Consider the following 25,258-nt stretch of genomic DNA (forward strand, 5'->3'; position numbering starts at 1 on the left):
CCCCGGCGGGGGCGGCGGGGTGTGACGGTCCCGGGGTGGCCGTGGGGGGCGCTTTCGGACGATGACGAGGGCGCCCTCGGGCACTCCGCCGGGGCGCTCGCGTGACACCGCGGCGGCCGGACGCACCCGGTACTTCCCCGCGGGTGCGTCCGGCCGGCCCGTAGGGGGCGCGTGGACCCGGGCCCGTAAGGAACCGTGAGGGTTTTCCGGGCCCGTAAGGGAACGGCCTCCGGGGCTCCGGGGCCGTACGGACGGACCCGTGGGGGTGCTGACCACACCCCTGCGGGTCCGGTTTCGCACCCGCCCCGGTTCGCTCCCGGCACACCAGGGGAAGCAGGAGTTCCCGAACCTTCCGTGTACGTCCCATGGATGCGAGGCTGGGCCACATGGACCTCATCGCGCGGTTGCGAGCCGGACTCCCCGAAGAAGCCGTCCTCACCGATCCCGACGTCACCGCCTCCTACGCCCACGACGCGGCGAGCTTCTGCGCGGCCGGCACCCCGGTGGCCGTCGTCCTGCCCCGCACCGTCGAACAGGTCCAGCACGTCATGCGCACGGCCACCGCCCTGCGCGTCCCCGTCGTCCCCCAGGGGGCCCGTACGGGGCTGTCGGGGGCGGCCAACGCCTCGGACGGCTGCATTCTGCTGTCCCTGGTCAAGATGGACCGGATCATCGAGATCAACCCCGTCGACCGGATCGCGGTGGTCGAGCCCGGCGTCGTCAACGCCGTCCTCTCCCGCGCCGTCAACGAACACGGCCTCTACTACCCGCCGGACCCCTCCAGCTGGGAACAGTGCACCATCGGCGGCAACATCGGCACCGCCTCCGGCGGCCTGTGCTGCGTCAAGTACGGCGTGACCGCCGAGTACGTCCTCGGCCTGGACGTCGTCCTCGCGGACGGCCGGCTGCTGTCCACCGGACGGCGCACCGCCAAGGGAGTGGCCGGTTACGACCTGACCCGGCTGTTCGTCGGCTCGGAAGGCAGCCTCGGCGTCGTCGTCCGCGCCGTCCTCGCCCTCAAGCCCGAACCGCCGCAACAGCTCGCGCTGGCGGCGGAGTTCCCGTCCGTGGCCGCCGCCTGCGACGCGGTCTGCGAGATCATGGCGCGCGGCCACGCGCCCTCGCTCCTGGAACTCATGGACCGCACCAGCGTCCGCGCCGTCAACGCGATGGCCCACATGGGCCTCCCCGACAGCACCGAGGCCCTGCTGCTCGCGGCCTTCGACACCCCCGACCCGTCCGCCGACCTCGCCGCCGTCGGCGAGCTGTGCACCGCCGCCGGCGCCACCGAGGTCGTCCCGGCCGACACCGCCGCCGAGTCCGACCTCCTCCTCCAGGCGCGGCGGATGACCCTCACCGCCCTGGAGACGATCAAGTCGGCGACGATGATCGACGACGTGTGCGTCCCGCGCTCGCGGCTCGCCGCCATGCTCGACGGCACCGCCGCGATCGCCGAGAAGTACGACCTGACCATCGGCGTCTGCGCCCACGCGGGCGACGGCAACACCCACCCGGTGGTCTGCTTCGACGCCGCCGACCCGGACGAGTCCCGGCGCGCCCGCGACTCCTTCGACGAGATCATGGCGCTCGGCCTGGAACTGGGCGGCACGATCACCGGCGAGCACGGCGTCGGGGTCCTGAAGAAGGAGTGGCTGGCCCGGGAACTGGGACCGGTGGGGCTGGAGATGCAGCGCGGGATCAAGGCGGTGTTCGATCCGTTGGGGATTCTCAATCCGGGCAAGGTGTTTTGAGGGGCGGCTTCCGGCGTCGGTCGGCGTCGGGGGGCCGGTGTCGGGTGGTGTCGGGGCTCCGGCGTCGGTCGGTGTCGGTCGGCAATCGGGCGGTGTCGGTCGGCGATCGCTCCGTATGGTTCGGCCGGTTCGTCTCGTGGGTGCCGCTTCGATGACGAGGGCTGGTCCGGCGCGCCGGTAGTGCTCTCGCGCGCCGGGCGCCGATGAGTGTGCCGGGGCGCGGGAAGGCCGGGCGAGGCGCGTCCGGCCGTGTGCACGGGTCGCGTGCGCGGTCGCGCGGATGTTCGTACGGCGCACGGAAGCACGTACGGGCGTGGTGGCGCACGGGCGGGCGCCTGGGAACGTAGGGAAGCACCGGCGGCTGATGTGGCCGGCGTGCGCCGCCGACCGTTGACCGTTCCGCCGGTGTCCTCAGTCGGCCGCTGCACGGGCGCACGCCCCGTCCGCTCGACGGACGCACGCCTTCGGCCGTTCCACGGACGCACGCCTCCGGCCGTCCCGCACACGCGCGTCACCAACCGGCCCGTCCCGCCTGCCCGACCGGCCGGATCGGCCCGACCGGCCCGGCCCGCCGGAACGCGGGCGAGCACGCCGTTGTGCACTCCTGTACCGATCCTGGGGCACTCCCGGCCGGTTCCGCCGCGTCCGGGTGTGGTCCCGTACGCGTGTGGTGTGGCCGAACCCGGCACTCCGGCAGAGGATGGACGCGCACCGCACAAGAACAGGTTCCGAACGGCCGGTGTGACCCCACCGCCGCACGGGACGACGAGAACCGCGCGAGCCGGCGCACGACGGCCCACGCCGCTGCCCCGATCGCCCGCTGATCCACCCGTCCACCGGCCCGACCGCGCCACCGCACGGCGGTCGACCGGCGGCACGGCCCCGGACGCGGCGGGACGAGGTGTGAGAAGGCGATTCGGGGTGAGCCGCCCCAGTGGGTACGGACCGCACCGGCCGACGGAGGAGCGAGGAAACGATGGCGGGGACAGACGAGACGCACGAGTACGACGTGGTGGTGCTCGGGGCGGGGCCGACCGGCGAGAACGTCGCCGACCGGGCGCGCGCCAACGGCCTGAGCGCGGTGATCGTGGAGAGCGAACTGGTCGGCGGCGAGTGCTCGTACTGGGCGTGCATGCCGAGCAAGGCGATGCTGCGGCCGGTCACCGCGCGCGCCGACGCCCGCCGGGTGCCGGGCGTGCCGCGGGCGATCGACGAGCCGCTGGACGCCGCCGCGATCTTCGCCCACCGCGACGGCTTCGCCTCGCACTGGAAGGACGACGGCCAGGTCCAGTGGCTGGAGTCGGCCGGGATCGACCTCGTACGCGGCCACGCCAGGCTGGACGGGCCCCGGCGGGTCGTGGTGGACGGCGGTACGGACCGCGCCCGGGTGCTGACCGCCCGGCACGCCGTCGCCGTCTGCACGGGCAGCCGCGCCAAGCTGCCCGGCCTGCCGGGGCTGGCCGAGGCGCGGCCGTGGACCAGCCGCGAGGCCACCAGCGCCGGCTCCGTCCCGCCCCGGCTGGCGGTGGTCGGCGGCGGGGTGGTCGGCGTCGAGATGGCAACGGCCTGGCAGGCGCTCGGGTCCCGGGTGACGCTGCTGGTGCGGGGCGGGGGACTGCTGCCGAAGATGGAGCCCTTCGCGGGCGAACTGGTCGAGCAGGCGCTGACCGAGGCGGGCGCCACGGTGCGCACCGGCGCGTCGGTGACCGGCGTGCGGCGGCCGGAGCCGGACGGGCCGGTCACGATCACGCTGGACGGCGGCGAGGAGATCGTTGCCGACGAGGTGCTGTTCGCCACCGGCCGCGCGCCGCGCACCGACGACCTGGGCCTGGAGACGGTGGGCCTGGAACCGGGTTCGTGGCTGGAGGTGGACGACACCTGCCGGGTGACCGCCGTCTCCGGCGACTGGCTGTACGCCTGCGGCGACGTCAACGCCCGCGCGCTGCTGACCCACCAGGGCAAGTACCAGGCCCGCATCACCGGCGCCGTCATCGCGGCCCGCGCGCGGGGCGCGGCCGTCCAGGGGGAGCCCTGGGGCGCGCACGCCGCGACCGCCGACACCGCCGCGGTCCCCCAAGTGGTCTTCACCGACCCCGAAGTCGCCTCGGTCGGCCTGACCGCCGAGGCCGCCGAGCGCGCCGGCCACCGGGTGCGCGCCGTCGACTACGACCTGTCCTCCGTGGCAGGTGCCGCCCTGTATGCCGACGGTTACCGGGGGCGCGCCCGTATGGTCGTCGACCTGGACCGGGAGGTCCTCCTCGGCGTCACCTTCGTGGGCGCGGCCGTGGGGGAGCTGCTGCACTCCGCGAGCGTCGCGGTCGCGGGCGAGGTCCCCATCGACCGCCTCTGGCACGCCGTCCCGGCCTACCCGACGGTCAGCGAGGTGTGGCTGCGGCTGCTGGAGACGTATCGGGGCTGAAGACATCCCCGCGGACGGCAAAGGGCCCTTCCCCTTGGGGCTGTGCGCCGCACGACGGGCCCCGTACGCCGTACGACGGACTCCGTGCGCCGTACGACGTAGGACGAAATCCCGATTCCTGCCACGGGCACGCGGACATACGGTCGGTGGTGCGCAGGCAACAGCGCGCAGGTCACAGAGCAGCACCAACGGCCCTGTCCGCAGCGGATGACGCAGGAGGCCCCTCGTGCCCGTACAGCTCGACCACACCATCATTCACGCCCGCGACAAGTTCGCTTCCGCCCGGTTCCTTTCGGAACTGATCGACGGTCCCGAGCCCCAGGCCTTCGGCCCGTTCGCGGCCGTGCCCGTCGGCAACGGCCTGACCATCGACTACGCCGACTTCGTCGTGAAGCCGGAGCAGATCGTGCTCCAGCACCTGGCGTTCCTGGTCGACGAGGATGAGTTCGACCAGATCTTCGCCCGCATCCAGGAGCGCGACCTGCCGTACTGGGCGGACCCGTACCACGAGAAGCCGAAGGAGATCAACCACATCGGCGGTGGCCGGGGCGTCTACGTGAGCGACCCGGACGGCCACGCCATCGAGTTCCTCACCCGCAAGCACACTCTGGAGGACCTGAGCGCTTCCTGAACCCACGGGCGGTGTGCTCCGGGGCGGCCCAGGGGAGGGCCGGTCCCGGGACACCGCCCGCAGGCCGGTCCCGGGACACCGCCCGCAGCCGGTGACGCGCCACCGTCGGGAAAGCCCTGCGCGGGGCCCTTCCGGGAAAGGCCCTACGCGCGGGGAAAAGCCCTACGCGGCCCCGTCCGGGCCGTCGCCGGACGTGCCGGACGCGCCGGACCCGTCCGGCCACGGGTCCTCGCGCGGCGCCGGGGTGAGGAGGCGGCTCAGGCCCTTGTCCAGCTTCAGGTGGTCCTGTTCCGTCCCCGGCGGGACGATCCGCAGCGTGCGCTCCAGCCACGCCGACACCGCCGCCGCGGGCGCCTCCAGCAGCGCCTCGCCGTCCGGCGAACTGAGCGCCACACAGACCACGCCGCGCGCCCGCGACTTCGTCGGCCAGACCCGCACGTCACCGTGGCCGCACGGCCGGAACACCCCCTCCACCAGCAGCTCGCGGGCGAAGGTCCAGCCGACGGGGGACGGCGAGCCGATGTGGAAGGTGACGTGGACGGCGTAGGGGTCGTCCGTACGGTAGGCCAGCCGGGCCGGGACGGGGACGCTGTGCTCCGGTGACAGGACCAGACCCAGCTCCAGCTCTCGTTCCACCACGGTGTGCTGCATGGGACCGCCTCTCTATCTCTCCCTGGGCGGGCACCCGTATGAGGGCCCGCACCTCAAAGGGACGGTGCGGCCCCCGTGGCCTTACACGGCTTCGCGGCCTTTTTCGCGGCCCACTTCCAGGTGGTCCGGCATGGGGACGGCACGGGCCCGCCCCTCGGTCTGATAGATGTGGTCGCTGCGTTGCGGCAGACTGCACATGCCCCACCCACCACACACCAGGCCGAGAACAGATACGGGACTTCGGACATGAGCGCCCCTACCTCCGGATCCGAGGGCGGCAGCCCCACGCCAGGCTTCTACCCGGACCCGTCCATCCCCGGCTACATCCGCTACTGGAGCGGGACCGCGTGGGTTCCGGGCACCAGCCGCCCGGCCCCCGCCGAGGGCGAGCCGCTGCCCGCGCCGCCGCCGGGCGCCGCCGCCCGCCCCCAGGCGCCGGCCGCACCGCCGTCCGGGGCGGGGCGCGCGGGGGACGGGGCCCGGGCCGCCGCGCAGGAGGAGACCGGCCCGGTGTTCTTCGACGAGACGGAGCAGCCCGCCGGGGCGGCCTCCGGCGCCGACTCCGGCCGTCCCGCGCCGGGTCCCGGCAGTGAGGTGGACGACCGCACCCTGGCGGCGTGGGAGGGCCCCGGACGGCTGTCCTCCGGCACGCCTTCCGAGCCGGGTCCCGGACGGCTGTCCTCCGGCACGCCTTCCGAGCCGGGCCCCGGGCGGCCGTCCTCCGGCGCGTCCGCCGGGCCCGCCTCCGCCTGGCAGGCGGACGCGGGCCGGCAGGGCGGGTTCGCCGGTGCGCCGGATCACCGGGTGTCGTGGGGGGCGCCCTCGGACGAGGCCGCGGATGCGGCCGGGGCTTCCGGCGGTGCGGCCACTCGGCGGGCGGGGGCCGCGTCGCCGGTCCCCCCTTCGTCTTCGGCGGGGCGGACCGATTCGGCAGCTCAGGGCGGGGCGGCGGAAACGCCGGGCGCCGCCGAGCCGGTGGGTGCGGCGGACGCCGCAGGGCGGGCCCACGCGGCCCCGGGCGCCGAGCGCGCGTCGGCATCCCCGTCCGCCGAGCAGGCGCCCGCCGCCACGTCCGCCGACGCGCTGCCGCCCGACCCCTCCCGTCCGGACGGCACGGTCACCATCCGCGCCGTCCGCGAGCCCGGTCCCGGCACCGATCACGGGACGACGACCTTCCGCGCGGTGGGCCGCGAACCCGCCCCGCGCGGCGACACCGACCAGGGGACCGCGACCATCCGCGCGGTGCGCCCGGACGGCCCGGCGCCGCGGAAGACCGGCGACACGATGGCCATCCGCCTCACCGCCCCGCCGTCGGACGGGCCGTCCATCGGGGCGCCGAGGTCGCTGCCCTCCGGCGGTACGGCACCCGCCCAGGACGGCCGGCCGGGCGGGCAGCCCCAGCCGTCGGCCCGGCAGCCGCTCCCGTCCCAGTCCCCGGCATCCCCGGCCCGCCCGCCGCGGCAGGACGCGGCGCAGGGCGGGGTGCAAGGCGGTCCGCAGGCCGGGGCGCAGGGCCTGACGACGCCGCAGCCGGCGCCGGGGCGGCCGTCCCCCGTCCAGCCGTCCTCCCCCGTCCAGCCGTCCCCGTTCCCGCGGGCCGGTGCTCCGGCCTCCCCGGGCCCGCAGTCCGCGTCGGCCCCCGGTCCGCAGCACCGTCCGGCGGCGTCCGGGCCCGCCGCCGGGTTCCCCGCGCAGGACGGGCGGCTCGCGGCCTCCGGGCCGGTCGTCCCGCCGCAGTCCGGCGGGCCCGAGAGCGTCATCCCGTGGAAGCCGCCGGTCTCCGACCCGTTCGGCACGCAGGAGCAGGGCCGGCCGGCCGGGCTCGGGCGCCGGCTGGCGGCCCGGCTGGTGGACAGCGTCGTGCTGGCCGTCGTCACCGGCGCCGCCGCCGTCCCGCTGTGGGTGCAGGCGGCCGACCACATCGACGAGAAGGTCGAGGCGGCCAAGCAGACCGGCCGGCAGGTCACGGTCTACCTGCTCGACGGCACCACCGGCCCGTACCTGGGCATCGTGCTCGCCGTCCTGCTGGTCGCCGGGGTGCTCTGCGAGGCGCTGCCGACGGCCAAGTGGGGCCGCACGCTCGGCAAGAAGCTGTGCGGCGTCAGGGTGCTGGACATCGAGGGGCACGACAAGCCGTCCTTCGCGGCGGCGCTCAAGCGCTGGCTGGTGTACGGCGTGCTGGGGATGGTGGCCGTCGGGATCGTCAACGTCCTGTGGTGCCTGTTCGACCGTCCCTGGCGGCAGTGCTGGCACGACAAGGTCGCCGGCACCTTCGTCGCCGGGAACTGATCCGCCCTCAGGCGCGGCGCCGCCCCGCTCTTCCGTCGGAAACGGCCCCGGATCGACCGATCCGGGGCCGTTTCCGTCCCCCGAACGGCGCGCGCGGGGTGCGACGGGCCGCGCCAGGGGTTCGACTCGGGCCATGAGCAGCGACCAGCCGAGGCCCGGAGCCTCCGGTGAGCCCCCGGAGGACGACCCGTTCCGGAAGGGACCGAGGCCGCCGGGCGAGCCGCGTCCGTCGGCGAACGGTTCCCCGTACGGCGGTTCCGGCTCCCCGCGCGAGGGGCCCCCTCATGAGAGCGCCCCTCAAGACGGCCGTCAGGGCTCTCCTTATGACGGCCGTGAGGGCTCCCCTTATGACGGCCCGCCCCCCGACGGGTCTCCCTACGGGGCTCCGCCCTACGACGGTCCCGCCCATGAGGGTCCGCCCCGCGACGGGACGCCCCGGGACGGTTCGCCGTACGGCGGTACGGCCTACGGGACCGGCGAGGCGGGCGGCCCGCCCCCGCCCCCGCCGAGCGGCGGGCCGCCCTACGGCCAGGGCCCGTACGGGGGCGGCCCCTACGGGAACGGTCCTTACGGCGGTGACCCTTACGGGGGCAGCCCCTACGGCGGCGGCCCTTACGGCGGCCCGTACGGCGCGGCCGACCCGCTGGCCGGAATGCCGCCGCTCGCGCATCGCGGCCGGCGGCTGGTGGCCCGCATCATCGACGGGCTCATCATCGGCGTGCCCGTCGGACTGATCGTCAGTCTCCTCGTCGGCGGGGTGGACTACACCAGTACGAGCAGCGCGGACAGCGGCAGGCAGGCGACGGTCTCGGGCATCACGATGCTGGCCTACCTGGTCTACGAGGGACTGATGCTGACCAGCCGCGGCCAGACCGTGGGCAAGATGATCATGGGTATTCGCGTCGCGATGCTGGACAACGGGGCGATCCCGACGGGCCCGGCGGGCTGGGTGCGGGCGGCCGTCTACACGCTGCCGGAGATCGTGCCCTGCTGCGGCTTCCTCTTCTGGCTCGTCAACGTCCTGTGGTGCACCTGGGACAAGCCGTACCAGCAGTGCCTGCACGACAAGGCGGCGCGGACGGTGGTGGTCTCCGCCGCGTGAGCCCGGTGTTCCCGCGCGCGTCCGCCGATGGGGAGGCGGCGGATCCCGTACGGGAGATCACGGCCGGGGGCGGGCTTCCCGTGGTCGCTCGCCCCTGACAGGCCGTCATCACCTATAGATGCGCGAGGACATGCGCGGCGCGTGAAAGCGGACGGACAGCGGGTGGCTCAGCGGGAGCGTTCCCGTACGGCGGTACCGGCCGTGTGCGTGCGCTGCCGCGGCGACTGGCGGGGAATCCGCACCGGCCGTGGCGGCGTGGAGTCGGCGGACGCCTCGTCCCCGGATCGCGCCGTGGACGCCGTGCGCGCCGCACGCCGGCGGGCGCCGCGCGCGCCCCGAGGCGCCGGGGCCGCCGTGAGCGCCACGAGCAGGCCGAGGCCGAGGGCGACGAGGGCGATGACGACGATGCCGACCCCGGTCCGCGTCTGGGACAGCAGCAGCATGGCGAGTGTGGAGAAGACGACGGTGGCCGAGCCGTAGGCGAGCTGTGCGGGAGTCGGACGAGGCATGACGATTCCGTCCCTCAAAGGTCGGTAAGGGCTGTCGGTCGACTGTGGCGCGCCGTCAAGCGACTCTACGGTCCTTACTTCCCGAGGGGAACTGGCGGTAAGCGTGACCTGACCCACGGTTCCGAGGCACGGGGGCGCACGGCGCCATCACGCGCTTGGACGCCCGTGAGCTGTGCGTCTGTTGGCGAACGTGGGGCGCCGCTGCGTCCGGCGATGAGGGCGTACGCGCCCCCTGCCACCGTCCGCTGACCGGTCGCGGACGACCGCTTATCGCACACCTTCGGCGGGGGCCGGACACGTATCGGACGCGGCGGTCGGCGAGCGACGCGCGGCGCCCGGCGGACGGTATCCGGCGGCCCGTCTGCGGCACCCGGCGGCGGGGCGGCCCCGGCCGCCGTGCGGCCCCGGCCACGCGGACGGGGCGTGACCGCGCCGCCCCCTGATCGTTCCTGACACCGGTGCCGTGCCGCGGCCGGAAACGTCCGGACCGGCCCCGGACCGGCCCCGCGCCGGCCCCTGCGGCCCACCGGAGCGAACGGTGAAATGGCTGGTCATCGACGGTGTGACGGCCTTCCACTGGCGGGCGGTGGCCGATGGGGGTTGGATGCGGAGGACGGGGCCTTGTTGACACACAGTCTCGTGGGGGTGGAATGTCCACGACCGAGGGAGTGCCCGGCGGCGGAACGGCCGGGGGAGCGGGCGGCGGATACGTCCGCCTGCCGGGCGGGAACGTGGTGGTCGCCCTGTGGCTGCCCCGGCCGGACGGCGCGGGCCGCCGCGTACGCGTCCTCGTCCACGCCCGCAACCGCCAGCGCGCCCTGACCCGGCTGCGCAACCTCGGCCTGCGCTCGGTCTACCTGCGCGGGAACACCGCGCCGCCCACCCCGGACGAGATCACCGCGGTGCTGCACCACCCGGACGGCCTGGTCTGGCGGGCGGTCCTGGAGGACGACACGGAGTCCTGGCACCCGATAGCCGGCCTGCTGCGCCCACCGGTGCGCGAACAGGACCCGCGACCGCACGGGCGAGAGCCGTATCCGGAGGATCGCGGGGGCCGCGAGCGCCCGGGGGGTTCCCCGGACCCGCAGGACGCGCAGCATCCACAGGGCCCGCAGGATCCGCAGGGCCCGTACGGGCTGCTCAGCCGCTGAGGATCACCGGCTTGCCGCTCAGCTCCACCGACGCCTCCTTGAGCGCTTCCAGGGCCGCCTCCGTGGTGTGCCGGGCCACGCCCGCCGTCAGGTCCAGCAGGACGTGCGTACGGAACCCCTCGCGCACCGCGTCCAGGGCCGTGGCCCGCACGCAGTGGTCCGTGGCGATGCCGACCACGTCCACCTCCGTCACGTCGTGGTCGCGCAGCCAGTCCGCGAGCGCCCGGCCGTTCTCGTCCACGCCCTCGAAACCGCTGTAGGCGGCGCTGTACATGCCCTTGTCGAAGACCGCGTCGACGGCGCCGGAGGCGATGGAGGGCGCGAAGTTGGGATGGAAGCCGCTGCCCTCGGTGCCCGCCACGCAGTGCGGCGGCCAGGAGTTCTCGTAATCGGGCTGGTCGGAGAAGTGGTCGCCCGGTTCTATGTGGTGGTCCCTGGTGGCGACGACGTGCCGGTAGCAGCCGCCCGCGGTCTGGCCCACCAGATCGGTGATGGCCGCGGCCACGTCAGCCCCTCCTGCCACCGCGAGGCTGCCGCCTTCGCAGAAGTCGTTCTGTACATCGACGACGATCAATGCCCGGTGCATGGTGCGTGCCTTTCCTGGCCGGTGGGTGGAACGGGAAGCGCTGACGGGGATGACGGGGTGTCGGGGGTGCGGGGGATCCGGGGAATCCGCGGGATTTCGGGGATGAAGAAGCCCCAGGAAGCCAATGGGGCCGGCGAGGCCGACGAGGCTGACGAAGAGTGACGAAGACGACGAGGAACGAGGGAAACGAGAGGGACGACGAGAGACCGATGCGAAGACGGTGGAGCGTGGGGCGCCTGGGGGAACGAGCCGGCGGCGGACCGGAAGAGGGACCGGCAGCAGTACGGTCCGATGTCACCGAGGGTAGCCACCGGGCCGCCCGGGCGGGAGTGCGCACGCGGTGGCCGGACGGAGTGCGCGGGCGGAGTACGGCGCCCCGCCGGACGCCGGGGCTCACCCGGACCCCGAGGCACCCCGGCCCACGCGCCACCGCCCGGCGAACCACCGGCACCCGAGTGCCACACATGCCCCCAGGCCACACCTGTCACCCCCTCCCGACCACCGCACCGGTCGCCCCGCGTCACGCTTGCCGCGTCCCCCTAAGGCAGCTTCCCCCTCGTCACCCGGAAGCCATTCACCCGTGAGCCGCAGGAGTCGAGTCATTCATCCCTGAGCCGCGAGGGTCCTGCGCGCCTGAGCCGCGGGAGCCATGCGCCCCGGGCGCCGTTCCCCCGGGAGCCGTGCGTCCGGGAGCCACACACCCGGACGCCACACACCCGGACGCCACACCCGGGCGCCACGCCCCCGCGAGCCGCGCCCCCATTCGTCACACATACTCCGTCGGAAGCACCGGCTCCCCGCGCGAGAGCTGGGTCGCGGACATCGGCAGCCCGGCCCGGGCGCGGAGGTGCCGGTCGCGGGCGGCCTCCAGCGGCTCGCGGCCCACCACCTCGCCGCCGCGGACGAGCGGCACCGCCAGCTGCCGCTCGGCCAGCTCCGGCGGGATCTCGCCGGTGCCGATGACCTCCGCCTCGGCGATCCCGGTCTCGTCCAGCCGACGGGCGGACCACTTGCGCCCGCCGACCGAGGACTTGGCGCCCATCGACTTCTTGGCGACCGGTCGCAGCGGGGCGCCCGGGGCGTCGCTCTCGGCGCGCGCGACGAGCTTGTAGACCATCGAGCAGGTCGGGTGCCCGCTGCCGGTCACCAGACGGGTGCCGACCCCGTACGCGTCCACGGGGGCGGCGGCGAGCGAGGCGATGGCGTACTCGTCCAGGTCGCTGGTCACCACGATGCGGGTCTTGGTGGCGCCGAGCTCGTCGAGCTGCTGGCGGACCCGGTGGGCGAGGAGCAGCAGGTCGCCCGAGTCGATCCGGACGGCGCCGAGGCCGGTGCCGGCCACCTCCACGGCCGTGCGGACGGCGGTGGCCACGTCGTAGGTGTCCACGAGCAGTGTGGTGCCGCTGCCCAGGGTCGCGACCTGCGCGGTGAAGGCGTCCCGTTCGCTGTCGTGCAGCAGGGTGAAGGCGTGCGCGCTGGTGCCGACCGTGGGGATGTTGTAGCGGAACCCCGCCGCCAGGTCGGACGTGGTGTGGAAGCCGCCCACGTAGGCGGCGCGGGCGGCGGCCACCGCGGAGAGTTCGTGCGTGCGCCGGGCACCCATCTCGATCAGCGGACGGTCGCCCGCCGCCACGGACATGCGGGACGCCGCCGCGGCCACCGCCGAGTCGTGGTTGAGGATCGACAGGATCACCGTCTCCAGCACCACCGCCTCGGCGAACGTGCCCTCGACGCGCATGATCGGTGAGCCGGGGAAGTAGACCTCGCCCTCCGGGTAGCCCCAGATGTCGCCGCGGAAGCGGTAGTCGGCGAGCCACTCCAGCGTCGGTTCGTCGAGGATGCGGCGGTCGCGCAGGAAGCCCAGGATCATCGGGTCGAAGCGGAAGTTCTCCACCGCGTCCAGGACCCGGCCGGTGCCCGCGACCACGCCGTAGCGGCGGCCCTCGGGCAGGCGGCGGGTGAAGACCTCGAAGACCGAGCGGCGGTCGGCGGTGCCGGCCCGCAGCGCGGCCTGCAACATGGTGAGCTCGTACTGGTCCGTGAAGAGCGCAGTCGACGGCACGGCCACCGGCAGCCCCAGGTCTGCTGTGTTCATGCGGTGGATGCTACCTCCCTTACTCGTCACTTTGACGATTTCGGGGGCGGCGGCCGGTCGGCCCGGGGCGGGCGGTCCGCGTGCGGCCTTCTCCCGGCCGGGGCGCGCGTGCGCGGTGGCGTTCCCCCGGCCGGGCCGGATGCCCGGCGGTGAGGTTCCCCGGGTCGTTTGTGCGATGCCCCACTCCGGGTGGCAGCATGGGGAACGTGAGCGCCCACTTGTCACCCACCATCGTCCAGCCGCCGCCGCGTTGCGCGCTCGGCGCGCCGACGGAGATCGAGCGTCCCGAGTCCAGTGAGGCGCCTTTCGAGGTGCCCGAGCCCGACGTCCCGTGGGTCACGGTCGTTCACAACGACCCCGTCAACCTCATGAGCTACGTCGCCTACGTCTTCCAGTCCTACTTCGGCTACTCCAAGGACAAGGCCCGCCGCCTCATGCTCGACGTCCACCACAAAGGCCGCGCGATCGTCTCCAGCGGCAGCCGCGAGGAAATGGAGCGCGACGTGCAGGCCATGCACGGCTACGGCCTCTGGGCGACCCTTCAGCAGGACCGCTGATGGCCGGCCACTTCGAACCCCTGCCCGGCGGCGGTGCCGCCGCCCCCTTCGACGAGGTCGAGATCTCCATCCTGCGCAGCCTCGCCGTCCAGCTCCTGGAGCTGATCGGCCCGGGCGAGGAGCCGGACGGCGACGCCGACCCGCTCGCCGCGCTCTTCACCGAGGGCCCCAGCGAGCCGCCCTCCGACCCGGTCCTGGCGCGGCTGTTCCCGGACGCGTACGGCGGTCCCGACGTGGTGCCGGACGACGACACGCACGCCGCCTCCGCCGAGTTCCGCCGCTACACCGAGAACGACCTGCGCGCCCGCAAGCGCGAGGACGCGCTCGCGATGGTGCGCGCCCTGGACTCGCTGGGGCCGGTCGTCGGCGGCGGCGAGGGCGGCCCCGGGGGCGCCGTGCTGCGCCTGAAGCCCGACGAGTGCCGCCAGTGGCTCGGCGCCCTCAACGACCTCCGCCTCGCCCTCGGCACCCGCCTGGAGGTCACCGACGAGGAGGACGGCGACGCCCTGCTCCGCCTCCCGGACACCGACCCGCGCAAGCCGATGGCGGTCGCGTACCTGTGGCTGGGGGGCTTGCAGGAGACGTTGGTGGAAGCGCTGATGACGTGAGGGCGGGAGGCCGGCGGAGTGTGAGAGCGGGTCGCCGGACTCCGTCGGCGGGTGCGCCGGGCGGTCGGGCGTCGGCGGGGTCGGTCCCGTCGGCGCCCGTCGGCTTCCGAAGCCCGTCGGTGCCCGTCGGTGCCCGTCGGTTTCCGAGGCCCACCCGGGCCCGCCCCGCCCTGCCCCCTGCCGCCAACGGCGCACGGAACCCTGCCCCGCAGGCCCCCACCAGCGCCGGGAGCGGGCCTCCGCGCCCGGGCTCGCGACTTCGCCCTTTCTCCCTTGTCGCACCCCGCGACAAGGCCACCAGGCCCCCGCTATCTTGTCCTGATCATGACGGTTCGGTGAGGGAACACGGGAATCCGGATAACGATCCCATTACCGAACACATGCACCTTCCTGCATGTTTCATGATTTTGTCCGGTTTTAACCGAGATCTACATCGAGACATCACTGGTCGTTCTGCAACAGTCGTGATAAATGTTCACGACCTGCCGTGAGTGACGCCACCCATGTCGCTGCGGGAGCGCTGAGCCGACCGACCGTCGGCGTGCAGGAACTCCATCCGGGGGGATCGGGACCCGATCCGGACAAACCGGGTCGGAATGGAGAAAGGCGCACCACTCATGACCTCTGTGCAGGTCGGCAAACGACACGACGGCGACGAGGCCGCGGGTTCCGCCTCGGAAGAGGGCTACCAGCGGGGGCTGGGCAACCGGCAGATCCAGATGATCGCCATTGGTGGCGCCATCGGCACGGGCTTGTTCCTCGGAGCGGGCAAGGCGATCTCAAAAGCCGGACCGAGCATCATCCTCACCTATGCCGTGGTCGGCATAGTCATCTTCATCATCATGCGCGCCCTGGGCGAACTGCTCATGTACCGGCCGGTCTCGGGCTCCTTCTCGGAGTACGGGCGGGAATTCCTCGGCCCCTTCATGGGATTCGTCACGGGCTGGACCTACTGGCTTTTCTGGGTCGTCACCGGCATCACGGAAGTGACCGCGGCGGCCACCTATGTGCAGTACTGGAACAAGTCCATTCCGCAATGGGCCGCCGCTCTGGTCTTCACCATCGCCCTCTTCGGCATCAATCTGATTTCCGTAAAGATCTTCGGTGAGCTGGAATTCTGGTTCTCGATGGTCAAGGTGACCGCCATCATCGGCATGATCCTCATCGGCCTCGGCGTGATCACCCTCGGCTTCTCGGACGCGGGGGAGACCGCCTCCTTCAGCCTCCTGTGGTCCGACGGCGGGTTCTTCCCCAAGGGCATCGGCGGCACCCTGATGACCCTGCAGATCGTGATGTTCGCCTTCCTCGCCGTCGAACTCGTCGGCGTCACCGCGGGTGAGGCGACCGACCCCAAGAAGGTCCTGCCCAAGGCCATCAACACCGTCCCGTGGCGGATCGGCCTCTTCTACATCGGCGCGCTGATCATCATCCTGTCGGTCGTGAGCTGGACGGTCTTCGAGCCGGGCGTCAGCCCGTTCGTCGCCGCCTTCGCGAAGATCGGCCTGCCGGCCGGTGCGGGCATCGTCAACTTCGTCGTCCTGACCGCCGCCCTCTCGTCCGCCAACTCCGGCATGTACTCCACCGGGCGCATGCTGCGCGACCTGTCGCGCAACGGGCAGGGCCCGAAGATGTTCACCTACCTGAGCAAGAACGGGCTGCCGACCCGCGGCACCGCGGTCTCCGTGGCCATGATGCTCTTCGGCGTCTGGATCAACTACCAGTGGCCGGGCGAGGCGTTCAACTACGTCGTCTCCTTCTCGACCATCTCCGGCATGTGGGCCTGGATCGCCATCCTGCTCTCCCAGCTCCGCTACCGGGCCAAGGTCAACCGCGGGGAACTGCCGGCGTCCAGCTTCCGGGCACCCGGCGCCCCGTACACCTCGATCTTCGCGCTGGCCTTCATCGGCATGGTCATCGTCATGATGGGCGTCGATCCGGACGCCCGGATCTCGCTGTACGCGGCCCCGGTGTGGGGGCTCCTGCTGGCCATCGGCTACCTGGTCATCAAGAACCGCAACCCGGAGGTCTTCGCGGGCCGCAAGGAGGGCGCGTCGGCCGCTCCCGCCAAGGAGGACTGAGTCTCGGGTCCGGCCAAGGGGGACCGAGCCTCGGGGCCCCTCAAGGAGGACTGAGTCTCGGATTCCGTCAAGGAGGACTGAGCCTCGGACGCCCGGCGTCCAGCATGTGGGCCCGTACGTACCAAGCACCGGTACGTACGGGCCCTCTGTCTATCCTGATCCGCATGCTGACCCTCACGAAGGCCCTCTACGACCAGATCGTCGAGCACACCCGGCAGGACCACCCCGACGAGGCGTGCGGCGTGGTCGCGGGCCCGGCCGGCAGCGGTCGTCCCGAGCGGTTCATCCCCATGCTCAACGCCGCCCGCTCGCCCACTTTCTACGAGTTCGACTCCGCCGACCTGCTCAAGCTCTACCGCGAGATGGACGACCGGGACGAGGAACCGGTCATCATCTATCACTCGCACACCGCCACCGAGGCCTACCCCTCGCGCACCGACATCTCGTACGCCAACGAGCCCGCCGCCCACTACGTCCTCGTCTCCACCGCGGACACCGACGACGCCGGGCCCTTCCAGTTCCGCTCGTTCCGCATAGTGGACGGGGAGGTCACGGAGGAAGAGGTCGAGGTCGTCGACGCGTACGCGTGAGCGCGGCGGGACCCTCTCCAGCGGGCGGCCGACGCGTCGCCCACCCGGCCGCACGGGCGGCCGACGCGCCCTTGACCGGCGCGTACGGGCCGCCCGTGCGGCCGGTCCGGGGCCGGTGGCGCGCCGCGCGGAGCCGGCCCGGGCGCCCGTCCCCACGGGACCGGCGGGGTATCCGGCAGGCCCTCACCGCGGCCACCGGAAGCGGTCTCTCCGCGCGCCCGTCCCACCTGTTGTGCACCGGACGTCCGCACTCCGAGATGAGGTTCCAGTCGCCGGACCGGGAATCGATACGATGACCGCATGGTTTTCGACGACGTGAGCGAAAAGACGCAGGGCACCGCGCTCGCTCCGCTCGCCGCGCGTCGCTGTGCCTCGGCCTTCCTCGGGGTCTTCGGATGCGGGGCCGCGCGGCTGCACGTGGACCTGTGCCGACTCGCCAGCGCGATCTGTCCGGGCCACGCGGACTGAGCGGCACGGGTACGCGCCTTCACGGCCCCGCACGACTCGCGTCACCAGCTTCTCCGCACCACCGCGTCACCCGCGCGCGCCGGACCGGCGCACCGGCACCCCGCCGTGCCGCCGTGCGCCCGGCCCCGCCCGCGGCCCGCGCACCCTCCGCAGACCCACGTACGCACCCAGTCCACCCGGTACGCCACCGCAGCCCGACAGGAGCACTCTCATGGCCATCGAGGTCCGAATCCCGACCATCCTGCGCACCTACACCGACGGCCAGAAGTCCGTCCAGGGCAGTGGGGACACCCTCGCCGACCTCTTCGCCGACCTGGAGAGCCGCCACACCGGCATCCAGGAGCGCCTCGTCGAGGGCGGCGAGCTGCGCCGCTTCGTGAACGTCTACCTCAACGACGAGGACGTGCGCTTCCTCAAGGGCATCGCGACCGAGCTCTCCGACGGCGACAACGTCACCATCCTCCCGGCCGTCGCGGGCGGCTCCGGCGCCGCCGGAACGCGCTGATGCGGTACGACTCCCCGCTCGCGGCCGTCGGCAACACGCCGCTGGTGCGCCTGCCGCGCCTGTCGCCGTCCGACGAGGTACGGATCTGGGCCAAGCTGGAGGACCGCAACCCCACCGGCTCGGTCAAGGACCGGCCCGCCCTGCACATGATCGAGCAGGCGGAGAAGGACGGCCGGCTGACGCCGGGCTGCACCATCCTGGAGCCGACCTCCGGCAACACGGGCATCTCGCTCGCCATGGCGGCCAAGCTCAAGGGCTACCGCATCGTGTGCGTCATGCCGGAGAACACCTCCTCCGAGCGGCGCGAGCTGCTCGCCATGTGGGGCGCCGAGATCATCTCGTCCCCCGCGGCGGGCGGCTCCAACACGGCCGTCCGCGTCGCCAAGGAACTGGCCGCCGAGCACCCGGACTGGGTGATGCTCTACCAGTACGGGAACGCCGACAACGCCGGCGCCCACTACGCGACCACCGGCCCGGAGATCCTCGCCGACCTCCCCTCCATCACCCACTTCGTCGCGGGGCTCGGCACCACCGGCACGCTCATGGGCGTCGGCCGGTACCTGCGCGAGCACGTACCCGGCGTTCAGATCGTCGCCGCCGAACCGCGCTACGACGACGTCGTGTACGGGCTGCGCAACCTCGACGAGGGTTTCGTCCCCGAGCTGTACGACGAGACCGTGCTCACCACGCGGTTCTCGGTGGGCTCGGAGGACGCCGTGCGGCGCACCCGGGAACTCCTCGCGCAGGAAGGTATCTTCGCCGGGGTCTCCACCGGCGCCGCGCTGCACGCGGCGATCGGCGTCGCCAAGAAGGCGGTCCGCGCCGGGCAGACCGCCGACGTGGTGTTCGTCGTCGCCGACGGCGGCTGGAAGTACCTCTCGACCGGGGTCTACACCGCCGAATCCACCGAGGCGGCCATCGAGACGCTGCATGGGCAGCTTTGGGCGTGAAAGGCCGGGGTCGGGGGCGTGAGGCCCGAGGCCGGGGCTTTGGCTTGGGGTCTGAGCTTGGGGCCCGGTCTTCGGCCTGAGCTCTGGGCCTGAACGTCGGACTGAGCTTGGGGCCCGGCCTTCGGATCTGTGACGGAGGCGCGGCCTTCGGCCTGCGCTTCGGGCCTTGGCTCCCGGCCCGACGGACCACCGACGCCGACGGCGGCAAGCCGGTTGCCGCGCGCTGACGGCGGATCGGAGCACAAGAGGGCGCACCCGTTGACGGGTGCGCCCTCTCGCTGTGTCCGGGGCCCCACTCGGACTGGTGATTCCGCCCACAGCTCGCCCCGCCGGAGGGGCCACCAGCCCTTTTGCGCCTTACGCTCAGGGCACCGCACGACCCCCCGGCGACCCGTCAGGAAACCCTCCTGGGGCCACCGGGGCGGCACCCCGGACCCGCCCGACGGACCCTGGGGACGGGAGTCCGCGAGGACCGGGCAGGGACGCCCTGTCGCCTCCGCGGCTCCCTGCCGTAACCCGCAAGGCCCGTCCGTTAACCACGTCAACCCGCAGTCCCCGACCCGCACCCGCGGTCCCGAGGTCCCGTCCGTCCGCCACCCCCCGCATGGACCCGCCGACCAGCCCGCCCACGGAGGTTCACGCCCGTATGAAGCTCACTGTCGTCGGATGCTCGGGGTCGTTCCCGTCCACGGAATCGGCCTGTTCGAGCTACCTCCTGGAGGCCGACGGCTTCAGGCTGCTGCTCGACATGGGCAACGGTGCCCTGGGCGAGCTGCAGCGCCACTGCGGTCTCTACGACCTCGACGCCGTTCTCCTGTCCCACCTGCACGCCGACCACTGCATCGACCTCTGCGGCTACTTCGTCGTCCGCTACTACCGGCCGGACGGCGGACGCTGCGCCCCGATGCCGGTGTACGGACCGGCCGGCACCGAGCGGCGGTTGACCGCCGCGCACGCGGACCTGCCGACCGAGCGCGCGATGAGCGAGGTCTTCGACTTCCGCACGCTGACCCCCGGCACCTTCTCCATCGGCCCGTTCACCGTCCGTACGGAACTGGTGAGCCACCCGGTGGAGGCGTTCGGCTTCCGCATCGAGCACGGCGGCAAGACGCTGACGTACTCCGGTGACACCGGCACCTGCGACGCGCTGGACGCGCTGGCCGAGGACACCGACTTCTTCCTGTGCGAGGCCTCCTTCACGCACGGCAAGGAGGACATCCCCGACCTGCACCTCAACGGGCGGGAAGCCGGCGAGTGCGCCGAGCGCGCGGGGGTGGGGCGGCTGGTCCTCACCCACATCCCGCCGTGGACCGATCCCGGCATCAACCTGCGCGACGCCCAGGAGGTCTTCGACGGGCCGGTGGAGGTCGCGAAGGCGGGGGCGGTGTACGAGATCTGAGGGTGGAGGGGCGCGGACCCGCCGCGGGGCCTGGTTCCCGGACGGCCGGCGGCCCGTCTCGCGTCCCCACTACGACGAAGGCCCCTGGTCACCGCACGGGCGGTGACCAGGGGCCTCGGCGCTCCCCCGGACGGCCGGGGGACCGGAGGGATCAGCCCTTGAACTGGGCCTTCTCCTCCTCGGCGATCTCTTCCTCGGACTCGCGGCCCGGGGTCGGGATGTTGAACTTGGTGATCGCGAACCGGAAGATCACGTAGTACAGCGCGGCGAAGCACAGGCCCACCAGCAGCAGCATCCACGGCTTGGTCGCGATGCCCAGGTTCAGCAGGAAGTCGATGCCGCCGGCCGAGAAGCCGAAGCCGTCCTTCATGCCGAGCGCCCAGGTCAGGGCCAGGGAGACACCGGTGAGCACCGCGTGGACCGCGTACAGCACCGGGGCGATGAACATGAAGGTGAACTCGATCGGCTCGGTCACGCCGGTGATGAAGGCGGTGAGCGCGATGGAGAACATCATGCCGCCGACGACCTTGCGGCGCTCGGGGCGGGCGCAGTGGACGATCGCCAGGCAGGCGGCGGGCAGCGCCCACATCATGATCGGGAAGAAGCCGGTCATGAACTGGCCCGCGGTCGGGTCGCCCGCCAGGAAGCGCGCGATGTCACCGTGCTTGCCGTTGTAGTCACCGGCCTGGAGCCAGGGGAAGGAGTTCAGCAGGTGGTGCATGCCGACCGGGATCAGCGCGCGGTTGGCGACACCGAAGATGCCGGCGCCCACGGCGCCCGAGCCGACCAGCCACTCGCCGAAGTTGTGCAGGATCGAGCCGAGCACCGGCCAGATGTAGCCGAAGATGATGCCGATGATCAGACCGGCGAACGCCGACAGGATCGGGACCAGGCGGCGGCCACCGAAGAAGCCCAGCCACTCGGGCAGCTTCTTGCGGCTGTAGCGCTGGTAGAGGAGGGCGACGACGATGCCCATGACGACACCGCCGAGGACGCCCGCGTTCACCGGCGGGGCGGCCTCGACTATCTTGCCGTCGACGATCTTCTGGACCTTGGCCATGCTGTCGTCCGTGAAGGTGCTGAGCACCTGCTTGAACACCAGGTAGCCGACCACGGCGGCGAGACCGGTGGAGCCGTCCGACTTCTTGGCGAAGCCGATGGCGATGCCCACCGCGAAGAGCATGGCCATGTTGTCCAGCAGCGCGTTGCCGCCCGCGAGCATGAACTCGGCGATCTTGTTCAGGAACGCGGGGAAGTTCTCCCGGCCCAGCATGTCCGCCTGGCCCAGACGGACCATCAGCGCCGCGGCGGGCAGGGTGGCGATGGGCAGCATGAGGCTGCGGCCGATGCGCTGGGCGACTGCCATCGCGCCGGAGCCGCGGCTCTTCTTGTCGGGAGCCGCCGCAGCGGTGGCCGAACTCATCGGATTCCTCCTGGTGAGGCGGGCTCTCGGAGAAGGGCGGAGGCCCGCTGGTCTGGTCTACACCACTTGGTGGTTTAGACCATTCTTAGCATGTCGCCATGACATAAAGGAATCCATTGTTCCAAGTGGTGTGGGACACATGGGAAACGGCCCCCGGGTGCTTGGTTCCGGGGACCGTTCGACCCTGTTCGCGAGGCTTGATCACTGGGCTGTTCGGCCCTGTTCGCCGGGGGTGTGGATCATTTAGTTTCGGGTCGCGGTGGGGGTGCGTGATGCCGTTCCCGGGGTGCTCGGGCGGGGTTTCCCGTGAGGGGGCCGATGGGGTTTCCGGGAGCGGGGCGGCGTGGTTTTCGCGGGTCGGTGGGGGCGGTTCCCGGTTTCTCGGGTAGGGGTTCTCCGGAGGCGGGAAGTGGTTCTCGGGAGGTGGGAAGTGGTTCTCGTCGGAGTTACCGAACGGTCACTTCGAACCCTGCTTCTCCCGTTCGGCTTCCTCGATCTCTTCCGGTTCCCGGCCGGGTGTCTGGAGATCGAACTTCGTGATCACGAAGCGGAACAGCGCGTAGTACACGACCGCGAAGCACAGGCCGATCGGAATGATCAACCACGGTTTGGTGGCCAGGCTCCAGTTGATCACGTAGTCGATCAGTCCGGCGGAGAAACTGAAACCGTCCTTCACCCCCAGCGCCCAGGTCACCGCCATGGACACACCCGTCATCACGATGTGGATTCCGTACAGCAGCGGCGCGATGAACAGGAACGAGTACTCGATCGGCTCGGTCACACCCGTGACGAACGAGGTCAGGCCCACCGAGAGCATCATGCCGCCGACCTCCTTGCGGCGGTGCGGCCGGGCGGTGTGCGCGATCGCCAGCGCCGCGGCCGGCAGGGCGAACATCATGATCGGGAAGAACCCGGTGAGGAACTGCCCGGCGTGCGGGTCGCCCGACAGGAACCGGTTGATGTCCCCATGGACCATCGTTCCGTCCGGCTTCGTGTAGTCCCCGAACTGGAACCACATGAAGGTGTTCAGGAACTGGTGCAGTCCGATCACCAGCAGTCCCCGGTTCGCCACGCCGAAAATGCCGGCGCCCCACGAGCCCAGGCTCGTCAGCCACTTGCTGAAGCTCGTCAGCGCGTCACCGATCGGCGGCCAGATCCACAGGCACAGCGCCGCGAAGGCCAGGCCCACGAACGCCATGATGATCGGCACCAACCGGCGCCCGTTGAAGAAGCCCAGCCAGTCCACCAGCCTCACCCGGTGGAAGCGCTGCCACAGCCAGGCGGAGAACAGCCCCATGACGATCCCGCCGAACACCCCCGGATTCTGGAACGCGGCCGGCGCGGTCCCGCCCGGCGCCACGCACACCCCGCTCCACAGCCCCGCCGCCGCGAACTTCGCCCCGGAGGGGCAGTCCACCGGGAACTGGTGCAGCACCGAGTAGTAGACGAGGAAGCCGACCACCGCCGCCAGCGCCGTGGAACCGTCCGCCTTCTTCGCCATGCCGATCGCCACACCGATGCAGAACAGCAGCGGCAGCCCCAGGGAGGAGTCCAGCAGCGCGCCGCCCGCGCCCGCGAACACCTTGGCGACGTTGTCCCAGCCCAGGCCGTCCGAGCCGAACACGTCGGGCTGGCCGAGCCGGTTCAGGATGCCCGCGGCGGGCAGCACGGCGATGGGGAGCTGGAGGCTGCGCCCCATCTTCTGCAGACCCTGGAAGAGGGTGGAGGTCCATTTCTTCTGGTTCTTCTGGGGCGCCGCCTTCTTCTTGGGCGCCGCCGCGTTCGAACTCATCTGCGTCCTCCCGGCGACCGGTCCAGGGGCCGCCGTGGTGTGGGGGTCGGGTGGGGTGGGGGAGTGGTGGCTGCCGGGTGGGGCCGGAGTGTCTCCGTGGCCTGTGGGGACGGGGCGGGTGGGCCCGCGGTGGTTTGTGAGGCGGACGGGGGCGGTCTGCCCGGGGCGTGGGGGAGTTGCCCGGGTCGGTGGGCCGTTCCGGCGTCCTGATGACGGTTCCCCCGGCGGTTGTCGCATACTGGTGGTGTAGACCACTTGTGGTGCGATTTCGGGCCCCGGAACACGTGCTGCCGGGTGGTCGCCATCATTCGCCAGATAGCGGACATCTGCCCGAGTAACTGGGCTAAACGTGCGTTACGGTGTGATCACCGCTCGGCGGGACCGCCGGCGGCCGAGACATAGCAGGAGTGGACATGGCCAGCAAGGCTGAGAAGATCGTCGCCGGGCTCGGTGGCCTCGACAACATCGAAGAGGTCGAGGGCTGCATCACCCGCCTCCGCACCGAGGTCAGCGACCCCTCCCTGGTCGACGAGGCCGCCCTGAAGGCCGCCGGCGCGCACGGCGTCGTGAAGATGGGCACCGCCGTCCAGGTCGTCATCGGCACCGACGCGGACCCGATCGCCTCCGAGATCGAAGACATGATGTGACAGACGGCCACTGAGCCGTACGCGCGCCCGCCCGGCCCTCACCTTCGGAGAGCCGCGTGCGCGACGCGCATCCCGGGCCCCGCTCCCGCGCCGCCCGCCCGTACCGCCGTATTTTCCGCGGCTTGGTGTGGGCGTGGGGGTGCGGGGGCGGGGTTCGGTGCGTGGGGGCTGCGTGTGGGGCTTCTCCGTGGGTGGGGTTCGGTGGGTGGGGGGGCTTCTCCACGGGTGGGGCCCGCTCCGTACGGGCGTACGCGTGGGGACGGGGGCCGCGGCATTGCCGATAAGGTCGGGACCATGTCTCGTATCGATGGCCGTACCCCCGACCAGCTCCGTCCCGTCACCATCGAGCGGGGATGGAGCAAGCACGCCGAAGGCTCCGTCCTCATCGCCTTCGGTGACACCAAGGTCCTGTGCACCGCCTCCGTCACCGAAGGCGTCCCGCGCTGGCGCAAGGGCAGCGGCGAGGGCTGGGTCACCGCCGAGTACGCGATGCTCCCCCGCGCGACCAACACCCGCGGCGACCGGGAGTCCGTCCGCGGCAAGATCGGTGGCCGCACGCACGAGATCTCCCGCCTGATCGGCCGCTCGCTGCGCGCCGTGATCGACTACAAGGCCCTCGGCGAGAACACCGTCGTCCTGGACTGCGATGTCCTCCAGGCCGACGGCGGCACCCGCACCGCCGCCATCACCGGCGCGTACGTCGCGCTGGCCGACGCGGTGGCCTGGGCCCAGCGCAAGAAGATCATCAAGGCCAACCGGCAGCCGCTGACCGGCACCGTCTCGGCCGTCAGCGTCGGCATCGTCGGCGGGGTCCCGATGCTGGACCTCTGCTACGAGGAGGACGTGCGCGCCGACACCGACATGAACGTGGTCTGCACCGGCGACGGCCGCTTCGTCGAGGTCCAGGGCACCGCCGAGGCCGAGCCCTTCGCCCGCGAGGAACTGAACTCCCTGCTCGACCTCGCCGTCGCGGGCTGCGGCGGCCTCGACGCGGCCCAGCGGGCGGCGCTGGCGGGGGAGCTGTAAGGGGTTCCCGCCGCCGAGCGGATGTGCGTCG

21 protein-coding genes and 1 pseudogene are annotated in these 25,258 nt (G+C 72.4%); 16 read left to right on the forward strand and 6 right to left on the reverse strand.

Annotated elements, in window-relative coordinates; translation table 11 throughout:
• The first annotated feature begins 386 nt into the window (after positions 1-386).
• The 3 genes from ABZX96_RS13075 (at position 387) to ABZX96_RS13085 (ending at position 4,801) form a co-directional block, all read left to right on the forward strand.
• Positions 387-1,751: an FAD-linked oxidase C-terminal domain-containing protein gene (locus ABZX96_RS13075; RefSeq protein ID WP_355542522.1), complete on the forward strand. Its 1,365-nt coding sequence runs from the start codon at positions 387-389 to the stop codon at positions 1,749-1,751.
• Between the two features lie 976 nt (positions 1,752-2,727).
• Positions 2,728-4,170 (forward strand): NAD(P)/FAD-dependent oxidoreductase, encoded by a 1,443-nt coding sequence (locus ABZX96_RS13080; RefSeq protein ID WP_355542525.1) that lies wholly within the window; start codon positions 2,728-2,730, stop codon positions 4,168-4,170.
• Between the two features lie 226 nt (positions 4,171-4,396).
• Positions 4,397-4,801, forward strand: coding sequence for a VOC family protein (locus tag ABZX96_RS13085; RefSeq protein WP_355542528.1), 405 nt, complete (start codon positions 4,397-4,399; stop codon positions 4,799-4,801).
• A gap of 162 nt (positions 4,802-4,963) precedes the next feature.
• On the opposite strand, the gene ABZX96_RS13090 is transcribed toward ABZX96_RS13085, so the two are convergent.
• Complete coding sequence (locus tag ABZX96_RS13090; RefSeq protein ID WP_355542531.1) at positions 4,964-5,452, reverse strand: SsgA family sporulation/cell division regulator; 489 nt, start codon at positions 5,450-5,452, stop codon at positions 4,964-4,966.
• Positions 5,453-5,698: 246 nt separating this feature from the next.
• Here ABZX96_RS13090 and ABZX96_RS13095 point away from each other — a divergent pair, with 246 nt between their 5' ends.
• Entirely contained in the window at positions 5,699-7,741 is a 2,043-nt protein-coding gene (locus ABZX96_RS13095) for an RDD family protein (protein WP_355542533.1), read from the forward strand.
• A 133-nt stretch (positions 7,742-7,874) separates the two neighbouring features.
• Positions 7,875-8,843, forward strand: coding sequence for an RDD family protein (locus ABZX96_RS13100; RefSeq protein WP_355542536.1), 969 nt, complete (start codon positions 7,875-7,877; stop codon positions 8,841-8,843).
• 167 nt (positions 8,844-9,010) lie between these two features.
• Here ABZX96_RS13100 and ABZX96_RS13105 read toward each other — a convergent pair whose 3' ends face one another.
• Positions 9,011-9,352 carry a hypothetical protein gene (locus ABZX96_RS13105; protein ID WP_355542539.1) on the reverse strand — a complete coding sequence of 114 codons (342 nt, stop codon included), beginning with the start codon at positions 9,350-9,352 and terminating at the stop codon, positions 9,011-9,013.
• A 650-nt stretch (positions 9,353-10,002) separates the two neighbouring features.
• On the opposite strand from ABZX96_RS13105, the pseudogene ABZX96_RS13110 reads away from it, so the two are divergent.
• Positions 10,003-10,329, forward strand: a pseudogene (locus ABZX96_RS13110) (hypothetical protein); the annotation flags it as partial.
• A gap of 163 nt (positions 10,330-10,492) precedes the next feature.
• On the opposite strand, the gene ABZX96_RS13115 reads toward ABZX96_RS13110, so the two are convergent.
• Positions 10,493-11,089, reverse strand: coding sequence for an isochorismatase family protein (locus ABZX96_RS13115; RefSeq protein WP_355542542.1), 597 nt, complete (start codon positions 11,087-11,089; stop codon positions 10,493-10,495).
• 766 nt (positions 11,090-11,855) lie between these two features.
• On the reverse strand, positions 11,856-13,184 hold the full coding sequence (locus ABZX96_RS13120; protein ID WP_355542545.1) for a nicotinate phosphoribosyltransferase: 1,329 nt from the start codon (positions 13,182-13,184) through the stop codon (positions 11,856-11,858).
• 230 nt (positions 13,185-13,414) lie between these two features.
• Between ABZX96_RS13120 and clpS the strand changes: the two genes are divergently transcribed.
• The 8 genes from clpS (at position 13,415) to ABZX96_RS13160 (ending at position 20,339) form a co-directional block, all read left to right on the forward strand.
• On the forward strand, positions 13,415-13,741 hold the full coding sequence (clpS, locus tag ABZX96_RS13125; RefSeq protein ID WP_355542856.1) for an ATP-dependent Clp protease adapter ClpS: 327 nt from the start codon (positions 13,415-13,417) through the stop codon (positions 13,739-13,741).
• A complete protein-coding gene (locus ABZX96_RS13130; protein WP_355542548.1) occupies positions 13,741-14,349 on the forward strand; it encodes a DUF2017 domain-containing protein in 609 nt (202 codons plus the stop codon). Before clpS ends, ABZX96_RS13130 begins: the two co-directional genes overlap by 1 nt.
• A gap of 617 nt (positions 14,350-14,966) precedes the next feature.
• Complete coding sequence (locus ABZX96_RS13135; protein WP_355542551.1) at positions 14,967-16,427, forward strand: amino acid permease; 1,461 nt, start codon at positions 14,967-14,969, stop codon at positions 16,425-16,427.
• A gap of 164 nt (positions 16,428-16,591) precedes the next feature.
• Complete coding sequence (locus ABZX96_RS13140) at positions 16,592-17,017, forward strand: M67 family metallopeptidase (protein WP_355542554.1); 426 nt, start codon at positions 16,592-16,594, stop codon at positions 17,015-17,017.
• Between the two features lie 300 nt (positions 17,018-17,317).
• Positions 17,318-17,485, forward strand: coding sequence for a putative leader peptide (locus ABZX96_RS13145; protein ID WP_355542557.1), 168 nt, complete (start codon positions 17,318-17,320; stop codon positions 17,483-17,485).
• A 211-nt stretch (positions 17,486-17,696) separates the two neighbouring features.
• Positions 17,697-17,990: a MoaD/ThiS family protein gene (locus tag ABZX96_RS13150; RefSeq protein ID WP_355542560.1), complete on the forward strand. Its 294-nt coding sequence runs from the start codon at positions 17,697-17,699 to the stop codon at positions 17,988-17,990.
• A complete protein-coding gene (locus tag ABZX96_RS13155) occupies positions 17,990-18,940 on the forward strand; it encodes a cysteine synthase (protein ID WP_355542563.1) in 951 nt (316 codons plus the stop codon). The genes ABZX96_RS13150 and ABZX96_RS13155 overlap by 1 nt, the downstream gene beginning before the upstream one ends.
• A 646-nt stretch (positions 18,941-19,586) precedes the next feature.
• Positions 19,587-20,339, forward strand: a complete 753-nt coding sequence (locus ABZX96_RS13160; protein WP_355542566.1) for an MBL fold metallo-hydrolase — start codon at positions 19,587-19,589, stop codon at positions 20,337-20,339.
• 151 nt (positions 20,340-20,490) lie between these two features.
• On the opposite strand, the gene ABZX96_RS13165 is transcribed toward ABZX96_RS13160, so the two are convergent.
• A complete protein-coding gene (locus ABZX96_RS13165) occupies positions 20,491-21,762 on the reverse strand; it encodes a PTS transporter subunit EIIC (protein ID WP_355542569.1) in 1,272 nt (423 codons plus the stop codon).
• Between the two features lie 457 nt (positions 21,763-22,219).
• Positions 22,220-23,554 carry a PTS transporter subunit EIIC gene (locus tag ABZX96_RS13170; RefSeq protein ID WP_355542571.1) on the reverse strand — a complete coding sequence of 445 codons (1,335 nt, stop codon included), beginning with the start codon at positions 23,552-23,554 and terminating at the stop codon, positions 22,220-22,222.
• A 407-nt stretch (positions 23,555-23,961) separates the two neighbouring features.
• Here ABZX96_RS13170 and ABZX96_RS13175 point away from each other — a divergent pair, with 407 nt between their 5' ends.
• Both ABZX96_RS13175 and rph read left to right on the forward strand, forming a co-directional pair.
• On the forward strand, positions 23,962-24,201 hold the full coding sequence (locus ABZX96_RS13175; protein WP_355542574.1) for a PTS glucose/sucrose transporter subunit IIB: 240 nt from the start codon (positions 23,962-23,964) through the stop codon (positions 24,199-24,201).
• A 294-nt stretch (positions 24,202-24,495) separates the two neighbouring features.
• Entirely contained in the window at positions 24,496-25,227 is a 732-nt protein-coding gene (rph, locus tag ABZX96_RS13180; RefSeq protein WP_355542577.1) for a ribonuclease PH, read from the forward strand.
• The last annotated feature ends 31 nt before the right edge of the window (positions 25,228-25,258 follow it).

It is taken from the genome of Streptomyces sp. NPDC003077, from assembly GCF_040611095.1.
Classification (GTDB): Bacteria; Actinomycetota; Actinomycetes; order Streptomycetales; family Streptomycetaceae; genus Streptomyces.